At 69.8% G+C, this 16813-nt stretch carries 15 protein-coding genes; 8 read left to right on the top strand and 7 right to left on the bottom strand.

The genetic code is table 11. The features are described from left to right. The first annotated feature begins 30 nt into the window (after positions 1 to 30). The 4 genes from ACHBTE_RS03750 to ACHBTE_RS03735 all read left to right on the top strand — a co-directional run bounded on the left by ACHBTE_RS03750 (position 31) and on the right by ACHBTE_RS03735 (position 4507). Positions 31 to 2604, top strand: a complete 2574-nt coding sequence (locus ACHBTE_RS03750) for a DUF4118 domain-containing protein (protein WP_394721858.1) — start codon at positions 31 to 33, stop codon at positions 2602 to 2604. Then, a complete protein-coding gene (locus ACHBTE_RS03745) occupies positions 2601 to 3287 on the top strand; it encodes a response regulator (RefSeq protein WP_394721857.1) in 687 nt (228 codons plus the stop codon). The genes ACHBTE_RS03750 and ACHBTE_RS03745 overlap by 4 nt, the downstream gene beginning before the upstream one ends. Before the next feature lie 77 nt (positions 3288 to 3364). Then, on the top strand, positions 3365 to 3763 hold the full coding sequence (locus ACHBTE_RS03740) for an OB-fold nucleic acid binding domain-containing protein (RefSeq protein WP_394721856.1): 399 nt from the start codon (positions 3365 to 3367) through the stop codon (positions 3761 to 3763). Between the two features lie 3 nt (positions 3764 to 3766). Then, on the top strand, positions 3767 to 4507 hold the full coding sequence (locus ACHBTE_RS03735; protein ID WP_394721855.1) for a DUF3159 domain-containing protein: 741 nt from the start codon (positions 3767 to 3769) through the stop codon (positions 4505 to 4507). 232 nt (positions 4508 to 4739) lie between these two features. Here the strand turns inward: ACHBTE_RS03735 and ACHBTE_RS03730 are convergent, their stop codons facing one another. Together ACHBTE_RS03730 and ACHBTE_RS03725 are read right to left on the bottom strand one after the other, a co-directional pair. Further along, complete coding sequence (locus tag ACHBTE_RS03730) at positions 4740 to 5417, bottom strand: potassium channel family protein (protein ID WP_394721854.1); 678 nt, start codon at positions 5415 to 5417, stop codon at positions 4740 to 4742. Next, the gene (locus tag ACHBTE_RS03725) at positions 5417 to 6088 is read right to left on the bottom strand and encodes a potassium channel family protein (protein WP_394721853.1); all 672 of its coding nucleotides are present in this window, start codon (positions 6086 to 6088) and stop codon (positions 5417 to 5419) included. The genes ACHBTE_RS03730 and ACHBTE_RS03725 overlap by 1 nt, the downstream gene beginning before the upstream one ends. A 725-nt stretch (positions 6089 to 6813) precedes the next feature. Here ACHBTE_RS03725 and ACHBTE_RS03720 point away from each other — a divergent pair. From ACHBTE_RS03720 to ACHBTE_RS03705, 4 genes are all read left to right on the top strand, one after another. Beyond that, complete coding sequence (locus ACHBTE_RS03720) at positions 6814 to 8862, top strand: APC family permease (RefSeq protein WP_394721851.1); 2049 nt, start codon at positions 6814 to 6816, stop codon at positions 8860 to 8862. Positions 8863 to 8960: 98 nt separating this feature from the next. Beyond that, positions 8961 to 10289 carry a class I SAM-dependent RNA methyltransferase gene (locus tag ACHBTE_RS03715; protein ID WP_394721850.1) on the top strand — a complete coding sequence of 443 codons (1329 nt, stop codon included), beginning with the start codon at positions 8961 to 8963 and terminating at the stop codon, positions 10287 to 10289. 86 nt (positions 10290 to 10375) lie between these two features. Continuing rightward, positions 10376 to 10570 carry a ribbon-helix-helix protein, CopG family gene (locus ACHBTE_RS03710; RefSeq protein WP_107021548.1) on the top strand — a complete coding sequence of 65 codons (195 nt, stop codon included), beginning with the start codon at positions 10376 to 10378 and terminating at the stop codon, positions 10568 to 10570. After that, positions 10567 to 10959: a type II toxin-antitoxin system death-on-curing family toxin gene (locus tag ACHBTE_RS03705; RefSeq protein ID WP_394721849.1), complete on the top strand. Its 393-nt coding sequence runs from the start codon at positions 10567 to 10569 to the stop codon at positions 10957 to 10959. Before ACHBTE_RS03710 ends, ACHBTE_RS03705 begins: the two co-directional genes overlap by 4 nt. Positions 10960 to 11111: 152 nt before the next feature. Here the strand turns inward: ACHBTE_RS03705 and ACHBTE_RS03700 are convergent, their stop codons facing one another. From ACHBTE_RS03700 to ACHBTE_RS03680, 5 genes are read right to left on the bottom strand one after another with little or no spacing between them, the layout of a single operon-like run. Beyond that, the gene (locus tag ACHBTE_RS03700) at positions 11112 to 11618 is read right to left on the bottom strand and encodes a hypothetical protein (RefSeq protein WP_394721848.1); all 507 of its coding nucleotides are present in this window, start codon (positions 11616 to 11618) and stop codon (positions 11112 to 11114) included. Positions 11619 to 11628: 10 nt separating this feature from the next. Beyond that, entirely contained in the window at positions 11629 to 12696 is a 1068-nt protein-coding gene (locus ACHBTE_RS03695; RefSeq protein WP_394721847.1) for a hypothetical protein, read from the bottom strand. Beyond that, positions 12693 to 14681 carry a hypothetical protein gene (locus ACHBTE_RS03690; RefSeq protein WP_394721846.1) on the bottom strand — a complete coding sequence of 663 codons (1989 nt, stop codon included), beginning with the start codon at positions 14679 to 14681 and terminating at the stop codon, positions 12693 to 12695. Before ACHBTE_RS03690 ends, ACHBTE_RS03695 begins: the two co-directional genes overlap by 4 nt. Beyond that, positions 14678 to 15430 carry a toll/interleukin-1 receptor domain-containing protein gene (locus tag ACHBTE_RS03685; protein WP_394721845.1) on the bottom strand — a complete coding sequence of 251 codons (753 nt, stop codon included), beginning with the start codon at positions 15428 to 15430 and terminating at the stop codon, positions 14678 to 14680. The genes ACHBTE_RS03690 and ACHBTE_RS03685 overlap by 4 nt, the downstream gene beginning before the upstream one ends. Beyond that, positions 15427 to 16737, bottom strand: a complete 1311-nt coding sequence (locus tag ACHBTE_RS03680) for a helix-turn-helix domain-containing protein (protein ID WP_394721844.1) — start codon at positions 16735 to 16737, stop codon at positions 15427 to 15429. Before ACHBTE_RS03680 ends, ACHBTE_RS03685 begins: the two co-directional genes overlap by 4 nt. Between the last annotated feature and the right edge of the window lie 76 nt (positions 16738 to 16813).

The following is a 16813-nucleotide window of genomic DNA, read 5'->3' as shown; positions in this document are numbered from 1 at the left end:
GCAACAGCGGGACCGGAAGACAATGGGGCCATGGGACGCGGCAAGCTTCGGATCTACCTCGGTGCGGCACCGGGCGTCGGCAAGACGTACAACATGCTGTCCGAGGGGCACCGCCGCGTGGAGCGGGGCACCGACTGCGTCATCGCCTTCGTCGAGCACCACGACCGGCCGCGCACCGAGGTGATGCTGCACGGCCTGGAGCAGATACCGCGCCGGGAGCTGGAGTACCGCGGGAGCGCCTTCACCGAGATGGACGTCGACGCCGTACTGGCGCGGCGTCCCCAGGTGGCGCTGGTGGACGAGCTGGCCCACACCAACATCCCCGGGTCCCGGCACGCCAAGCGCTGGCAGGACGTGGAGGAGCTGCTGGCGGCCGGGATCGACGTCGTGTCGACGGTCAACATCCAGCACCTGGAGTCGCTCGGCGACGTCGTCGAATCGATCACCGGGGTGCGGCAGCAGGAGACGGTGCCGGACGAGGTCGTGCGGCGCGCGGACCAGATCGAGTTGGTCGACATGTCGCCACAGGCGCTGCGACGCCGGATGGCGCACGGCAACATCTACCAGCCGGACAAGGTCGACGCGGCTCTCTCCAACTACTTCCGCCCCGGGAACCTGACCGCCCTGCGGGAACTGGCACTGCTGTGGGTGGCCGACCGGGTCGACGAATACCTGAAGCAGTACCGCGCCGATCACCAGGTCTCGGCGATCTGGGGGTCACGCGAGCGGATCGTGGTCGGGCTGACCGGCGGGCCGGAGGGACGGACCCTGATCCGGCGGGCGGCCCGGCTGGCGGAGAAGGGCGCCGGCGGCGAGGTGCTGGCCGTCTACATCGCCCGCAGTGACGGCCTGACGTCGGCCTCCCCGAAGGAACTGGCCGTCCAGCGCACCCTCGTCGAGGATCTCGGCGGCACCTTCCACCACGTCGTCGGCGACGACATCCCGGCGGCGCTGCTGGACTTCGCCCGCGGCGTCAACGCCACCCAGATAGTGCTCGGCTCCTCGCGGCGCAAGAGCTGGCAGTACGTCTTCGGACCGGGCGTCGGCGCGACGGTCGCCCGGGACTCCGGCCCCGACCTCGACGTCCACATCGTCACCCACGAGGAGGTCGCCCGGGGGCGCGGACTGCCCGTGGCCCGGGGAGCGCGCCTCGGCCGGTCCCGGATCGTCTGGGGCTGGCTGACCGGTGTCGCCGGTCCGGTGCTGCTCACCCTGCTGCTGACCCATGTCGACGCCGATCTCGGCCTCGCCAACGACATGCTGCTGTTCCTGACCCTGACGGTCGCGGCGGCCCTGCTCGGCGGGCTCTTCCCCGCGCTGGCCTCGGCCGCGGTCGGCTCGCTGCTGCTCAACTGGTTCTTCACCCCGCCACTGCACCGCATCTCGATCGCCGACCCGAAGAACCTGCTCGCGCTGCTGATCTTCGTCTTCGTGGCGGTCGCGGTCGCCTCCGTCGTCGACCTCGCCGCCCGCCGCACCCACCAGGCGGCCCGGCTGCGCGCCGAGTCGGAGATCCTGGCCTTCCTCGCCGGGAACGTGCTGCGCGGCGAGACGGGCCTGGAGGAGCTGCTGGAGCGGGTCCGGGAGACCTTCGGCATGGAGTCGGCGGCCCTGCTGGAGCGCGGCAGCGACGTCGACCCGTGGACCTGCGCCGGCAGCGTCGGCTCGGGGCGCCCGCCCGCGCGGCCGGACGACGCCGACGTCGACGTACCCGTAGGAGACCATCTGGCGCTCGCGCTGACCGGCCGGGTGCTGCCCGCCGAGGACCGCCGGGTGCTGGCCGCGTTCGCCGCGCAGTCCGCCGTGGCGCTGGACCGCATGCGACTCAAGCGCGAGGCGGACCAGGCCAAGGAGCTCGCCGAGGGCAACCGCATCCGCACCGCCCTGCTGGCCGCCGTCAGCCATGACCTGCGCACCCCGCTCGCCGGCATCAAGGCGGCGGTCTCCTCGCTGCGCTCCGACGACGTGGCGTGGTCCGAGGAGGACGAGGCGGAGCTGCTGGAGGGCATCGAGGAGGGCGCCGACCGGCTCGACCACCTCGTCGGCAACCTCCTCGACATGTCCCGGCTGCACACGGGCACGGTCACCCCGCTGATCCGCGAGATCGACCTCGACGAGGTGGTCCCGATGGCGCTCGGCGGAGTGCCGGACGACAGCGTGGAGCTGGACGTCCCCGAGACGCTGCCCATGGTCGCCGTCGACCCGGGGCTGCTGGAGCGCTCGGTGGCCAACCTGGTCGAGAACGCCGTCAAGTACAGCCGGGACGAGAGCACCGTCCTGGTGTCCGCGAGCGCCATCGCCGACCGGGTCGAGGTCCGGGTGGTCGACCGCGGGCCGGGCGTCCCGGACACGGCGAAGGAACGCATCTTCGAGCCCTTCCAGCGGTACGGCGACGCCCCGCGCGGAGCCGGAGTGGGGCTCGGCCTCGCGGTCGCGCGCGGCTTCGCGGAGGCGATGGGCGGCACGCTCGACGCCGAGGACACACCGGGTGGCGGTCTCACCATGGTGCTCACCCTCCGGGCGGCGGGACCGCGCCCGGAGCTTCAGGAGGGGGCCGCGTCCATGGAGCGCCCCGCGGAACCCGAAAGGCAGGTCACCCCATGACCCGGGTGCTGGTGGTCGACGACGAGCCGCAGATCGTGCGTGCCCTCGTGATCAACCTCAAGGCACGCAAGTACGAGGTCGACGCGGCCCACGACGGGACCGCCGCCCTCGAACTCGCCGCCGCCCGTCACCCCGACGTGGTCGTCCTCGACCTCGGGCTGCCCGACATGGACGGCGTCGAGGTGATCCGCGGACTGCGCGGCTGGACCCGGGTGCCGATCCTGGTGCTCTCCGCCCGGCACTCCTCCGACGAGAAGGTCGAGGCGCTGGACGCGGGCGCGGACGACTACGTCACCAAGCCCTTCGGCATGGACGAGCTGCTGGCCAGGCTCCGAGCGGCGGTCCGGCGGGCCGAACCGGTCGGGCCCGGCGAGGACGCCGTGACGACGGTGGAGACGGCGGCGTTCATCGTCGACCTGGCCGCGAAGAAGGTCAACCGGGGCGGGCGGGACGTACGGCTGACCCCCACGGAATGGCACCTGCTGGAGGTGCTGGTGCGCAACGGCGGGCGGCTCGTCAGCCAGAAGCAGCTGCTGCAGGAGGTGTGGGGGCCGTCGTACGGCACGGAGACCAACTATCTGCGGGTGTACATGGCGCAGTTGCGCAGAAAGCTGGAAGCGGACCCTTCGCATCCGAAGCACTTCATCACGGAGCCGGGCATGGGGTACCGGTTCGAGAAATGAGCTGGTCGAACGGGGTCGGTTCGGGCCTTCGCACCGCGGGTACGAAGGTGTCGGTGGGCCCCGGTACGCTTCAAGACATGAGTGCTGTTCCTCGTTCCGAAAAGTCGGTGGGCCGGTTCCGGCGCATGCTCGACCGGCTCTCCTCGTCGCAGGAGGACCTGGAGTCCGAGGAGCTGCGGGAGGACGCCGAGACGGCCGGCTGTATCAAGATCGGTGACTGCCGTGACCGACAGATAGTGACGGTTACTGGTACCTTGCGCACGGTCACGCTGCGCCCGCGTGCGGGAGTCCCGGCCTTGGAGGCCGAGCTGTTCGACGGCTCCGCCGCACTGGACGTGGTGTGGCTCGGCAGGCGCTCCATAGTCGGGATAGAGCCGGGGCGCCGGCTGATCGCATCGGGCAGGATCGCCATGAGCCGGGGCCGCCGGGTGCTGTTCAACCCGAAATACGAACTGAGACCCCTCGGACGGGAGTAGCCGGTGACGTCGCTCGACAAGCCGACCGAAGACACCAGCGCAGACGCCGGGCACGACTCCCGGGCGGTGACCGAAGCCGCGCTGTTCGAGGCCTTCGGCGGCATGCGCGGCATGATCGAGACGGTGCTGCCCGGCCTGCTCTTCGTCACCATCTACACGATCAACAAGGACCTGCACCTGTCGGCGATCGCCGCGCTCGCGGTGTCCCTGGTGCTCGTGGTCGTGCGCCTGGTGATGCGGGACACCGTCAAGCACGCCTTCAGCGGCGTCTTCGGCGTCGCCTTCGGTGTCGTCTTCGCGATGATGACGGGCAACGCGAAGGACTTCTATCTGCCCGGCATGCTCTACACGCTGGGGCTCGGGCTCGCGTACATCATCACGACCCTGTGCGGTGTGCCGCTGATCGGGCTGATCCTCGGGCCGGTGTTCAAGGAGAACCTCTCCTGGCGCACGAGGAACCCCGGACGCAAGAAGGCGTACGCGAAGGCCAGTTGGGCCTGGGGGCTGATCCTGCTCGCCAAGTGCGCGATCCTCTTCCCGCTGTACTGGTGGGCGGACACCACCCAGTTCGGCTGGGTCCTGGTCGCGCTGAAGATCCCGCCGTTCCTGCTGGCGGTCTGGCTGACCTGGCTGTTCCTGGCGAAGGCGCCCGCGCCCATCGACGTGTTCGCGGAGATGGAGGCGGCCGAGAAGGCCGAGAAGGCCGAGGAGGAGCGGAAGGCTGCCGCCGGCTCGGCGGAGTAGGTGCGGAAGGCTGCCGCCGGCTTGGGCGAGTAGGTGCCCCGGCATTGGTGTGCCGCGCCCTGGAGGCTGCCGCGCCCGGACCCCGCATCGGTCTGAACGGCCTCGTCCTCAGACTCCCCCCGAGGGGCACCCCCGGACGGGCTGGTTTGCGGCCGGCCCGCCCCAAAGATGAAGGGCGCCCTGTGATCCCCAGGGCGCCCTCCGTCGTCGTAGCCCGCAGGGCTCCGCGGGGCTAGCCCGCCGTGTCCTCGCGGCGCACCGACAGCAGGTCCTCCAGCTGCTCCTCCCGTGCCTGGGCGGCGACGAAGAGGAGCTCGTCGCCCGCTTCGAGGGAGTCCTCGCGGGACGGGGTGAGCACGCGGGTGCCGCGGATGATGGTGACCAGGGACGTGTCCTGCGGCCACTCGACATCGCCGACCTGGGTGCCGGCCAGGGCCGACTCCTCCGGCAGCGTCAGCTCGACGAGGTTGGCGTCGCCGTGGCTGAAGCGGAGCAGGCGGACCAGGTCGCCGACGCTCACCGCCTCCTCGACCAGGGCCGACATCAGACGCGGGGTGGAGACCGCTACATCCACGCCCCACGCCTCGTTGAACAGCCACTCGTTCTTGGGGTTGTTCACCCGGGCCACGACGCGCGGGACGCCGTACTCCGTCTTCGCCAGCAGGGAGATGACCAGGTTGACCTTGTCGTCTCCGGTCGCGGCGATCACCACATTGCAGCGCTGAAGGGCCGCTTCGTCCAGTGACGTGATCTCGCAGGCGTCGGCCAGCAGCCACTCCGCCTGCGGGACGCGCTCGACCGAGATGGCGGTTGGCGCCTTGTCGATGAGCAGGACCTCGTGGCCGTTCTCCAGCAGTTCGCCCGCGATGGAGCGGCCCACCGCGCCGGCACCGGCAATGGCGACCCTCATCAGTGACCGCCCTCCTCTTCGGGACCCTTGGCGAACGCCGCCTCGACCTTGTCGACCTCGTCGGCACGCATCATCACATGCACCAGGTCGCCCTCCTGCAACACCGTCTGCGACGTCGGCAGGATCGCCTCGCCGAGCCGGGTCAGGAACGCCACACGGACGCCCGTCTCCTCCTGGAGCCTGCTGATCTTGTGGCCCACCCAGTCCGTGGACGCGTGCACCTCGGCGAGCTGGACGCCACCGGTGGGGTCCCGCCACAGCGGCTCTGCGCCCGACGGCAGCAGACGGCGCAGCATCTGGTCGGCGGTCCAGCGGACCGTGGCCACGGTGGGGATGCCCAGGCGCTGGTAGACCTCGGCGCGGCGGGGGTCGTAGATACGGGCCGCGACATTCTCCACGCCGAACATCTCGCGGGCCACGCGCGCGGAGATGATGTTCGAGTTGTCCCCGCTGGAGACGGCGGCGAAGGCGCCCGCTTCCTCGATGCCCGCCTCACGCAGGGTGTCCTGGTCGAAGCCGACGCCGGTGACCCGGCGGCCTCCGAACCCTGGGCCCAGCCGGCGGAACGCGGTCGGGTCCTGGTCGATCACGGCGACCGTGTGCCCCTGTTGCTCCAGGGTCTGGGCAAGAGCGGAGCCCACCCTTCCGCAACCCATGATGACGATGTGCACGGCGCTTACCCCGCACTCCTCGTTAGGCGTCTGACTTGCGTGAACGTGGTGCTCATAACCTTCTCTCGGTTCGCCTGGCAACAGTCGCGGGCCGTCGCGGACCGCTGGGCAACATCATGCCGGGGAATCCGGCGGATGATCCCTCGCGGTCGGATCGTCGGCTCGCCTGCGCCTCGGTCCACCGTAACGTCAGGGGCGGACACCGCCGACGGGGCGTCCGGCGACGGGCGACGACAGGCGACGAGGGGCGGTTGCCGGGGACGGGAGCCGGGGGCGGGAGTCGTGGGGCGCGTCCTCGCCGGCCGCGTGCGCGGGCGGCGCCGGCCGTTCGCTCCGGCCCGGACGTCGGTCCGGATCCCAGCCGCGGTGTCCATGGCCGTTGTCAGTGGCCGTGGTCAGTCGCCGTTGTTCCGTGGCCGTCGCCAGTCGCTGTCGCCAGTCGCCGTCGTCAGCGGCTGTCGTCAGTCGCGGTTGAAGCTGCGGACGCTGGCCAGGGCCAGGGCGCCGAGTCCGGCGAGCGCGACGAGGGCACCGACGAGCTGAGCGGTCGCGTGCGACATGAGGTCTCCCGGCTGTGATGAGCGTACCGACGCAGGTCATGGAGGCATGCACCCGCCGCCCGGGCCGCCGCCCGGCGCGAGCGCGACGGCGAATTCACCCCCGCGCCGCGCGCGATTTCACCCGGATGTGCTCCGCCCCAGGCAGGGGGCCTACGATTCTCTGTTGTGTCCAAACTGACCGACGTGCCCAAACGGATTCTGATCGGGCGCGCGCTGCGCAGTGATCGGCTGGCGGAAACGCTCCTGCCGAAGCGCATCGCCCTGCCTGTTTTCGCCTCCGACCCGCTTTCCTCCGTGGCGTACGCGCCCGGAGAGGTGCTGCTGGTCCTGTCCATCGCGGGCGTGTCGGCCTACCACTTCAGCCCCTGGATCGCGCTCGCGGTCGTCGTGCTGATGTTCACGGTGGTCGCCTCCTACCGGCAGAACGTGCACGCCTACCCCAGCGGCGGCGGCGACTACGAGGTGGCCACCACCAACCTCGGCCCCAAGGCGGGACTCACCGTCGCGAGCGCCCTGCTCGTCGACTACGTCCTGACGGTCGCCGTCTCGATCTCCTCCGGCATCGAGAACCTCGGCTCCGCGATCCCGTTCGTCGTCGAGCACAAGGTCCAGTGTGCGGTCGGCGTGATCGTGCTGCTGACGCTGATGAACCTGCGCGGCGTCAAGGAGTCCGGCAGCCTCTTCGCGATCCCGACGTACGTCTTCGTCGCGGGCGTCTTCATCATGATCGCGTGGGGCGCGTTCCGCGGTCTGGTCCTCGACGACACCATGCGGGCACCCACGGCGTCGTACGAGATCAAACCCGAGCACGAGGGCCTGGCGGGCTTCGCGCTGGTCTTCCTCCTCCTGCGGGCCTTCTCCTCCGGCTGTGCCGCGCTCACCGGTGTCGAGGCCATCTCCAACGGCGTCCCGGCGTTCCGCAAGCCCAAGTCGAAGAACGCCGCGAACACGCTGGCGATGATGGGTCTGCTGGCCGTCACCATGTTCTGCGGCATCATCGGGCTCGCCATGGTGACCAAGGTCCGCATGGCCGAGAACCCGGCCGTCGACCTCGTCAAGGACGGCGTCGCGGTCGGCTCCGACTATGTCCAGAACCCGGTGATCACCCAGGTCGCCGAGGCCGTCTTCGGCAAGGGCAGCTTCTTCTTCCTCGTGCTCGCCGCCGCCACCGCCCTGGTGCTGTTCCTGGCGGCCAACACCGCCTACAACGGCTTCCCGGTGCTCGGCTCGATCCTCGCCCAGGACCGCTATCTGCCGCGCCAGCTGCACACCCGCGGCGACCGGCTCGCCTTCTCCAACGGCATCGTGCTGCTGGCGGGCGCGGCCATTCTGCTGGTGTGGATCTACGGTGCCGACTCGACCCGTCTGATCCAGCTGTACATCGTCGGCGTGTTCGTGTCCTTCACGCTCAGCCAGATCGGCATGGTCCGCCACTGGAACCGGCTGCTGGCCACGGAGCGGGACCAGGCCAAGCGCCGCCACATGAACCGCTCCCGTGCGATCAACACCTTCGGCGCCTTCTTCACCGGCCTGGTCCTGATCGTCGTGCTCGTCACGAAGTTCACCCACGGCGCCTGGGTGGCCCTGCTCGGTATGGTCATCTTCTACGGCACCATGACGGCGATCCGCCGTCACTACGATCACGTCTCCGAGGAGCTCGCCGCCCCCGAGGGGCCGAGCGACGACAGCGTTCGGCCGTCCCGGGTGCACTCGGTCGTCCTGGTCTCCAAGATCCACCGCCCCGCCCTGCGCGCGCTGGCCTACGCCAAGTTGATGCGCTCGGACACCCTCGAGGCGCTCAGCGTCAACGTCGACCCGGCGGAGACCAAGGCGCTGCGCGAGGAGTGGGAACGGCGCGGGATCGACGTACCGCTGAAGGTGCTCGACTCGCCCTACCGCGAGATCACGCGGCCGATCATCGAGTACGTGAAGGGGCTGCGCAAGGAGTCCCCGCGCGACGCGGTGTCGGTGATCATCCCCGAGTACGTCGTCGGCCACTGGTACGAGCATCTGCTGCACAACCAGAGTGCGCTGCGGCTGAAGGGCCGGCTGCTGTTCACGCCGGGCATCATGGTGACCTCGGTGCCGTACCAGCTCCAGTCCTCGGAGGCGGCGAAGGTCCGCGCCCGCAAGCGGGGTGAGTGGAACGCGCCCGGTTCGGTGCGGCGTGGGCCGGCCCAGGAGCGGGCCAAGGAGACCGAAGCCCGGAAATGACCGTGGCGGGGAGCACGTAGACTGGTGGGCTGTTGTCAGGCCCTCCCATGTCCTCGGTGCAGGGCCGTACCCCCGTCTCGGTCTGGAGTCCCCCCACCATGCAGGCAGAACAGAAGAAGTCTCTGGTGGGCGAGGAGTACGAGGTCGAGGTCGGCCCCGTCGCCCACGGCGGGCACTGCATCGCCCGCACCGACGCCGGCCAGGTCCTCTTCGTACGGCACACGCTGCCCGGCGAGCGCGTCGTGGCCCGGGTGACCGAGGGCGAGGAGGGCGACCGTTTCCTGCGCGCGGACGCCGTCGAGGTCCTCACCGCCTCCAAGGACCGCATCGAGGCGCCCTGCCCCTACGCCGGTCCCGGCCGCTGCGGCGGCTGCGACTGGCAGCACGCCAAGCCGGGGGCGCAGCGCCGGATGAAGGGCGAGGTGATCGCCGAGCAGCTGCAGCGGCTCGCGGGACTGACGCCCGAGGATGTCGGCTGGGACGGCACGGTGATGCCGGCCGAGGGCGACAAGCTGCCCGCGGGACAGGTGCCGCAGTGGCGCACGCGCGTGCAGTACGCGGTCGACGCCGACGGCCACGCCGGACTGCGTCGGCACCGCTCGCACGAGGTGGAGCCGGTCGACCACTGCATGATCGCCGCGGAGGGCGTCAGCGAGCTCGGCATCGAGAAGCGCGACTGGACCGGCATGGCGTCGGTCGAGGCGATCGCGGCGACGGGCTCGCAGGACCGCCAGGTGATCCTCACCCCGAGGCCGGGCGCCCGCCTGCCGATCGTGGAGCTGGACAAGCCGGCCTCGGTGATGCGGGTCGGCGAGAAGGACGGCGGCACCCACCGCGTCCACGGCCGCCCCTTCGTCCGCGAACGCGCGGACGGCCGTACCCACCGGGTCGGCAGCGGCGGCTTCTGGCAGGTCCACCCGAAGGCGGCCGACACCCTCGTGACGGCCGTCATGCAGGGCCTGCTGCCCCGCAAGGGCGAGATGGCGCTCGACCTCTACTGCGGCGTGGGCCTCTTCGCGGGCGCCCTGGCCGACCGCCTCGGCGACAAGGGCGCGGTCCTCGGCATCGAGACCGGCAAGCGCGCGGTGGAGGACGCCCGGCACAACCTGGCCGACTTCGACCGCGTCCGCATCGAGCAGGGCAAGGTCGAGTCGGTGCTGCCGCGCACCGGAATCACCGAGGTCGACCTGATCGTCCTGGACCCGCCGCGGGCTGGGGCCGGTCGCCAGACGGTGGCTCACCTGGCGTCCCTGGGCGCACGCAGGATCGCGTACGTGGCGTGCGATCCGGCGGCGCTGGCGCGGGACTTGGGGTACTTCCGGGACGGGGGGTATCGGGTGCGGATGCTGCGGGCGTTCGATCTTTTCCCTATGACTCATCATGTGGAGTGCGTAGCGATCCTTGAACCGGCGGGCAAGGGGCTCTGACCTGCGCTTTTACCGCCGGGGCGGGTCGCTCGACCGGGGACGCGACTAGACCGTGCCGCTTGATACCTGTCAGGTATCATGGCTGTATGGCGATGACACTCCGACTTCCCGACGACCTTGACGCGAAGCTCACCGAGCGGGCTCGCCGGGAGGGCCGCAGCAAGCAGGAACTTGCCATTGAGGCCATCCGTGACGCCCAGGACCGGGCCGAGCTGAAGGTCGATGACGTCCTGGTCGAGCTCATGGACAGCGATGCGGAGATCCTGGACTACTTGAAGTGACCGCAGTGCGCTACATCCAGATCGACGAGATCCTGGCCATCGCCCGGACGGTCAACGGTACCGAGCACAGCGTGCGTGACATGGGGCTCTTGGTGTCAGCGATCGAACGGCCCCGGACGAACGTGTTCGGCGCTGAGCTGTATCCCACGCTGCACGAGAAGGCGGCGGCGCTGCTGCACTCCGTGGCCCGCAATCACGCGCTGATCGACGGCAACAAGCGCACCGCCTGGCTTGCCATGCGTGTCTTCCTGCGGTTCAACGGCGTGAGCGCCAGTACCGTTCCGCCGCCCGTCTCCATTGCCGGCCCGTTCGTCGAGGACGTCGCGCAGGACAACATCGACGTACCGGTCATTGCCAAGCGCCTGTCAGCCTGGTTCCCCGTTTCCTGACGTTCAACGACGTGAGGGTAGGGCAGGCGCGTGCCGTGCCCTCACGAGCTGTCGAACTCCCCCCACACGTGGTCGCATTGGCTGGTTCGGGGAGTATCGGGTTGTGCCAATCAAAGGGTTCGACGCCCCGCACTGGGTGCTCTGCCACGGCGTCACGTACCCCGCTCCGTCGTGATCGACGACTCCTGGGCCAACGCGGCGGCGGGGGAGACCTGGCGATCCGTGCGATCGACGTGATCCACGTGGAAGGTCAGCCCAGCAACGGTGCCCGACTGGACGACGGGGCCGTGCTGGACTCCCCGGCTGATGCGCTTGTCCACCGTGCGCCAGCTGTCTGCCGCGGACGCCGAGAGTTGCAGTACCGAGGTCAGCAGAGCCCGCAGGGACTCGCCGCTGCCGTCGTCGGCTTCCGCGAGCCGGCGCAGACGGTCACCGTACCGTCGGCTGATCTCGCGGGCGGTCCGTTCACGTTCCGTGGCGTCGTCGGCGAGGAGCCGGGTCCGAGCGTCCTGCAGGTCGTCGAACGTGTCGGGGTCCGCGCCGGTGCGGGTCAGGTACCGCCCGACGAGTTCCCGGGCGTGTGTCCAGGAGTCGGTGACTATGAGGGAGGCCAGTGTGGTGGCGCCCGACGCCGCGAGTACGGCCAGTTCGCTGTCCATGTGTCTTCTCCTAGGCGAGGGGGGAGCCTGAGGCGGGCGCCTCGTCGTCGTCCAGAGCGGGGGACGCCGGCGGATCGAAGTGGTGCTGGATCTCCTCGGCGGTCTCGTGGCGGTTCTGCTCCTTGATGAGGCCGGCGATCTGTGCCGCGAGCATCGGGCGGCGTACATCTCCGTCGGTGAAACCGATGCTGTCGAGGAAGTCGGAGAGATGCATCGTGGCTGTCTCCCGTCCCTGCGGCGCTGAGGGAGGCCCCGCCTCGGGAAAGTCCGACGTCGTCGGCTCACCGGCCTGCTGAGAGATCAGATCCTGAAGCCGTTCGGGAATATCGGTGTCATTGGCCGCCGAGGTGAGCTGAGCGAGCAGGGCCAGGTCGTTCACCGTACGTTCCACGTGCTCGTCGTTCCTGGCGAGCCACCAGACCACTGCGCTGCCGGTGTCCTTGAGGACGTCCTCGCCCAAGTACCGGCGCCTGCTCTGCTCATACTTGCGCTGGTGCACCCAGACCGCCTCGTCCTTGCGTACGTCGGCGAGCTTGTCGAGGCGCTCCTGGTCCTGCTGCACCAGGACGAGCTGGATGTTCTCCGCCATCGCCTGAAGGTGCCCGGTGGACTCAGGCACCATCCGGCTGAGGGCGGCGGACAGTTCCTGCTCGACGAGTGAGGACCGGACCGGTTCTCGTTGCTCGGTGATGGTGCGGGCCCGCTTCAGGACCGCGTCGACGGCGAGGCCCGCCGGGTTGAGAACGGGGGCACTCGCGGGAGCGTCGACGAGGCACCAGCGCACCGTCGCGGAGAAGACGAAGTCGTAGTCGGCCCACTTGCTGGGCAGCAGGATCTGGCTGACGCGGTGTTCCGTGCGTTCCACGGGGGCGGCCGTGAGCTGCTCCTCGAAAGCCACCGGTACCGTGCCGCGGCGCATCGCGGCGAACCGGAAGACGGCTGCGGGGACGACGAGCAGCAGCACTGCCAGCAGCGGCCAGGCCCATGCGGGCCACCGCTGCGTCAAACCGACGATGGTCAGAAGGAGACCGCTCAGAACGGTGAGGAAGACGGTTGTGGTTTTCCGTGCGGTGGTCATGGTCGAGTCCCCCTGGGTGAAGTCGTCGGCGGTGTTGCTGCAGCGACGCCTTGGGCGTTGCTGATCTTGTGGAGCAGCAGGCCGGTGGTCTCCCCGGCCCGCGCCGCATCCCCGGGGCCGGTGCGTTCGGCGTCGCGGGCGCACGCATACAGCAGAGCGAAGACCTTGCCCCGCTTCTCCGTGCACCGCTGTGCCGCGCTGACGAGGAGGTCGAGCAGGAGCCCGCCGTGTGGTCCGGTGCAGGTGGCCGCCCAGTGGAGCCAGCGGCGTGCTTCGACCTGCCACTGCCGAGGCGGCAGCCCGGCCAGTACCGCGTGCCAGCAGGCTGTCAGCGAGCGCTGCGCGCTCTGCTCGTCGATCAGCGCGTGCGAGGTGCCGGGGCGGAACGTCAACAGTTCGGGGTCGCTGGCCTGGAGGAAAATCCCGAGATGGGCGGGTGAGAAGTCGGAACGGGCGAGACGGTCGAGCAGCACGCGGTGCAGCCTGCGGCTGCGCGCCACCAGATCGCACAGCGCCTGCCGGGCACGTGTCGTGCCGCGCTCACGCCGGGCCAGGTGGTGGAGCCTGACCAGGGCTTGATCCGGATGACTGGTCGCGAGGACGTCGGCGCAGACGCGGACCAGCACCTGCGCGAGCTCCCCATCGAGGCGCCGGTTGGCGCACCACTGGTAGATCTGCTCGCGGAAGTCCCTGGCGTGCGTCGGGTCCGCCAGCCCGCGGGTGAGCGCATGAACGGCCGCTTCCAGGCGGGGCCGGCTCGTCTCTCCGGTGCTCCAGCGTTCGACGAGGGCCCCCAGCCCGTCCGCCCGTCCGGTGCGCAGGTATTCACCGGCCACTCGTTCCACCATGCCGTCGCGTACGACGGTGACGAAGTGCGGGTCGTTCAGCTCCACCACATTCGCGGCCCAGGAGCCGAGGTGGGGGCGGAGATCGGGCATGTGGTCCCAGATATGGGCACGAACGGCGGAGTCGAAGTCCAGCTTCTCGAACCGGACCTGTCCGTTGGGGGCGGCAGTGGCCGAGATTTCGAGGAGTCGCTCGGCGAGGTCTCGGTGCTCCAGCGGCGAGTCGCCCTCCGACGGAGGCCCGAGGGCGCTCAAGAGTTGCCCAGCCGCGCGGTGAATGACATCGGCATGCGCCCCGTGCAGCATGGACACGGCGATCAGCAGGGCTCGTTGCGGCGCTTCCCGCAACTTGGTGACGAGCGCGGCGGCTTCCCGCCGTCCGTCGTTCCGTGCCCGCCCGGCCATCTCGCACCACTGAGCGAATCCGTCCCCGGGCTGACCGGCCTCGCGTGCCCGGCGCACCAGGTCAGCGAATTCCGCGATCTCCCGCATCGGCCTGTTCGCTGTCAGGAACTCGTCGACGGTGCCGTCCGACCGGAGATATTCCTCAGGCGGCACACCGTACAGGCGCAGATGCCGCCGGAAGACGCCTCTACTGGGTGGCCGTTCGAGCACCACGCGGCAGTACTGCAGGTCCGGGTCGAGAACGCCGCGGTGCGGCATGATCACGACCAGATGAGCCCGCCGCTCGTGCACGGCCTTGCGCAGTGCCGGGAGGTCGGCCCGGGCTCCGGCCCAGCGGCGGTCGTCCGTGGCGGACAGGTCCAGCAGCAACTGATCACCGGTCCCGACCAGAGCGGGGTCCCGGAGGGAGAGCTCGTCCTCCTCACCGGGCGGGAGTTCGTGGAAGACACCACTGTCCCGGTGGTGTTCGTGCAGCAGTACGCGGGCCACAGCCGACCGGCCGCTGCCCGGGGCACCTTCCAGGATGACGGTGCCGGAGTCGGCGAGAACGGCACGAGCCTCGCCCATGCACGGCGGAGCAACCAGTACGTGGCGCAGTCGGCGGAGTTGGTCGTCGGCGACTCGGCGGAAAGCCGGTTTTTCCGAGTCCTGTAGCTGCGTGCCGATGTAGACGTCGCCAGGCCCAGTGACCGTGACGCCTGAGTCCCTGACCCAGGTGCCGGTGTGCTGGTTCACCGGTCCTTGTCCTCGTGACCGTCCCGTTCACCGAACCGGTGCTGGATGGCGCCGTGGTGGTCGCCCTCGAAGTACGTAGTCCCGTCACCCGAGAAGTGACGGTCGCCCGAGACATGACGTGAATGCGAGTAGATGTTGCCGTTCCCGGTGTGGACAGGACCGTGGGCGCCCTTGACGACCGTGCCGACGTCACCCGTGAAGTCACGGCTCTGCACGGCTGTACCGTTCACGGTCCCGATGGAATTGGTCACGCTGCCCGGCGCGGGTGTCCCTGCCTCGGTACCGGACCGGTCGTCGAGGCCGGGAATCAGGTCGGCCATCAGATCACCGATGCGCGCGACACACACGTCGGTGTCACCGGAGTCGAACGCGATGGACTGGAGATCGGCGAGCCGTCGCAGCGCGGGCGGAAGATCGGCCCTGCTCAGCCGGCTGGTTTTACGTCCGTCCAGAACGGGGATCACTGGGACCTCACACTCGAAAGCCTCCTCGATCTCCTTGCGCACCCAGTCCTCGGGATCCTCCAGCCGGGTACGGAAGTTCGTCCAGTCCGGTCCGATGACGGCCAGGAGTACGGAGCTGCGCCGTACCGCATCCAGTAGTCGATCGGGCCAGCTTTCACCGGGGACGATGGACTGCGACGCGTGAAACGCGTGTCCCGGGCCGAAGCGGTGCGACAGCCCCTGGCGGAGTAGGGCCGCGGTCTTCTCCCCGTCCCCGGTGCGGTAGTTGATGAAGATCTCGCTCATGACGGTGACTCCTCAAGAGGGATGGTCGGGCGGGACAAGGTGCCGAGTCGCGGTGCCAGCCGGCGTACCGGTGGGTGGTCCGGGTAGCGGCCCAACACGCGGACGAGCCGTCGGAGATCGGTCGTGACGGTCGCTGAGCGAACCGCCGTCACGCCGTCGAGCAGTGGCTCCGACAGCGCGCACGCGTGGTCGATCTCGCCGGCGGAGGCATAGGCGAGCGCGCGGCGTACGCCGTACCGCACCTGCGTACGCACCGCGTCGGGGCCGACCTGAGTGAGCTGCCGATCCAGTTCCTCGCCCGCCTCGCGCGGTCGCCCGAGATCGACGAGGCACCAGCCGGTGATCATGCCGACCGGATCGGGAAGGTGCATAGAGCCGATCACCGGATCGTCGGCACCGTCGTTCCGGCGGGCGAGCAGCATACGAGCCCGGTCCAGGGCGCGGAAACAGGCGCCGACGTCACCGGCGAGGGCATGGCCCTGCGCTTCGCGCTGTGCGGCGAGACCGCGGATCCGTGACGGCAGTACGCCGCTCTGCGCCCGGCGGGCCAGCGCGATCGTCTGCTCGGCGTCCTCCCGGTAGAGCGTGACCAACGCCCTGCGGACCAGAGCGTAACCGGCCAGTGCTTGATCACCGCCGGCTGCGGCCAGGTCAACCGCACGCTGCGTCCACCACAGCGCCGCACGCTCGTCCCCAGTCTCCTGCACCAGCCAGCCCACGTACTCGGCGTAGCGGGAACCGAGCGCCAGAAGGCGACGCCTGGTGGAGCTGTCGCTCTGCGCCGACAGCTCCCGCAGCGTGTGTGTCTGCGTGATCAGGACGGGCAGGAGCAGGCCGGGTTCCACGGTCTGACCGAGTCTGCGGTAGTGCGTGAACAGTGAGCGTGAGGCTTCCAGCATGCCGGCGCCGGCGGCTGGGGAAGCTGGACCCGATCCGCCCGACCTCCAGGTCATCAGCGAGGCGACGCCGGCATTCATCACCTCACGCCGGCCCACGGGCCCGAAGGAGCTCGGGCCGTCCGGTGACAAGTGCATCATCCAGTTCTCCTCCTCGACCCGGCCTGGCGTCGACACGGCAGGTGAATCGACAGCGGTAGGGGTGCTCAGGGCGATCAGTGCCCCGTCGGCACCGAGTGCGGCGTCGCACAGCCGCGCGAGATCACGGCTGGGTGACTTGATGCCTCGCTCGACCTTGCTGAGCTGGGCCTTGCTGTAGTGCACGAGACCGGACAGATCCGTAAGGCTCAGACCGGTCTCCAGACGCCGCTTCCTCAGTTCTTCGCCGAACGGGGTGGACGGATGTGGCACGTGAACCTCCCAAACCCGGTCGTCCGGGCTGAGGCGGTACTGCACGGAAGCGTGCGGCACCAACTCCCGGACGGAC

Origin of the sequence: Streptomyces sp. M41, assembly GCF_043673425.1 — a bacterium.
In the GTDB taxonomy this organism is placed as follows: domain Bacteria; phylum Actinomycetota; class Actinomycetes; order Streptomycetales; family Streptomycetaceae; genus Streptomyces.
Note: the sequence above shows the minus strand (reverse complement) of the source record. Positions and strands in the feature narration are given on the sequence as shown.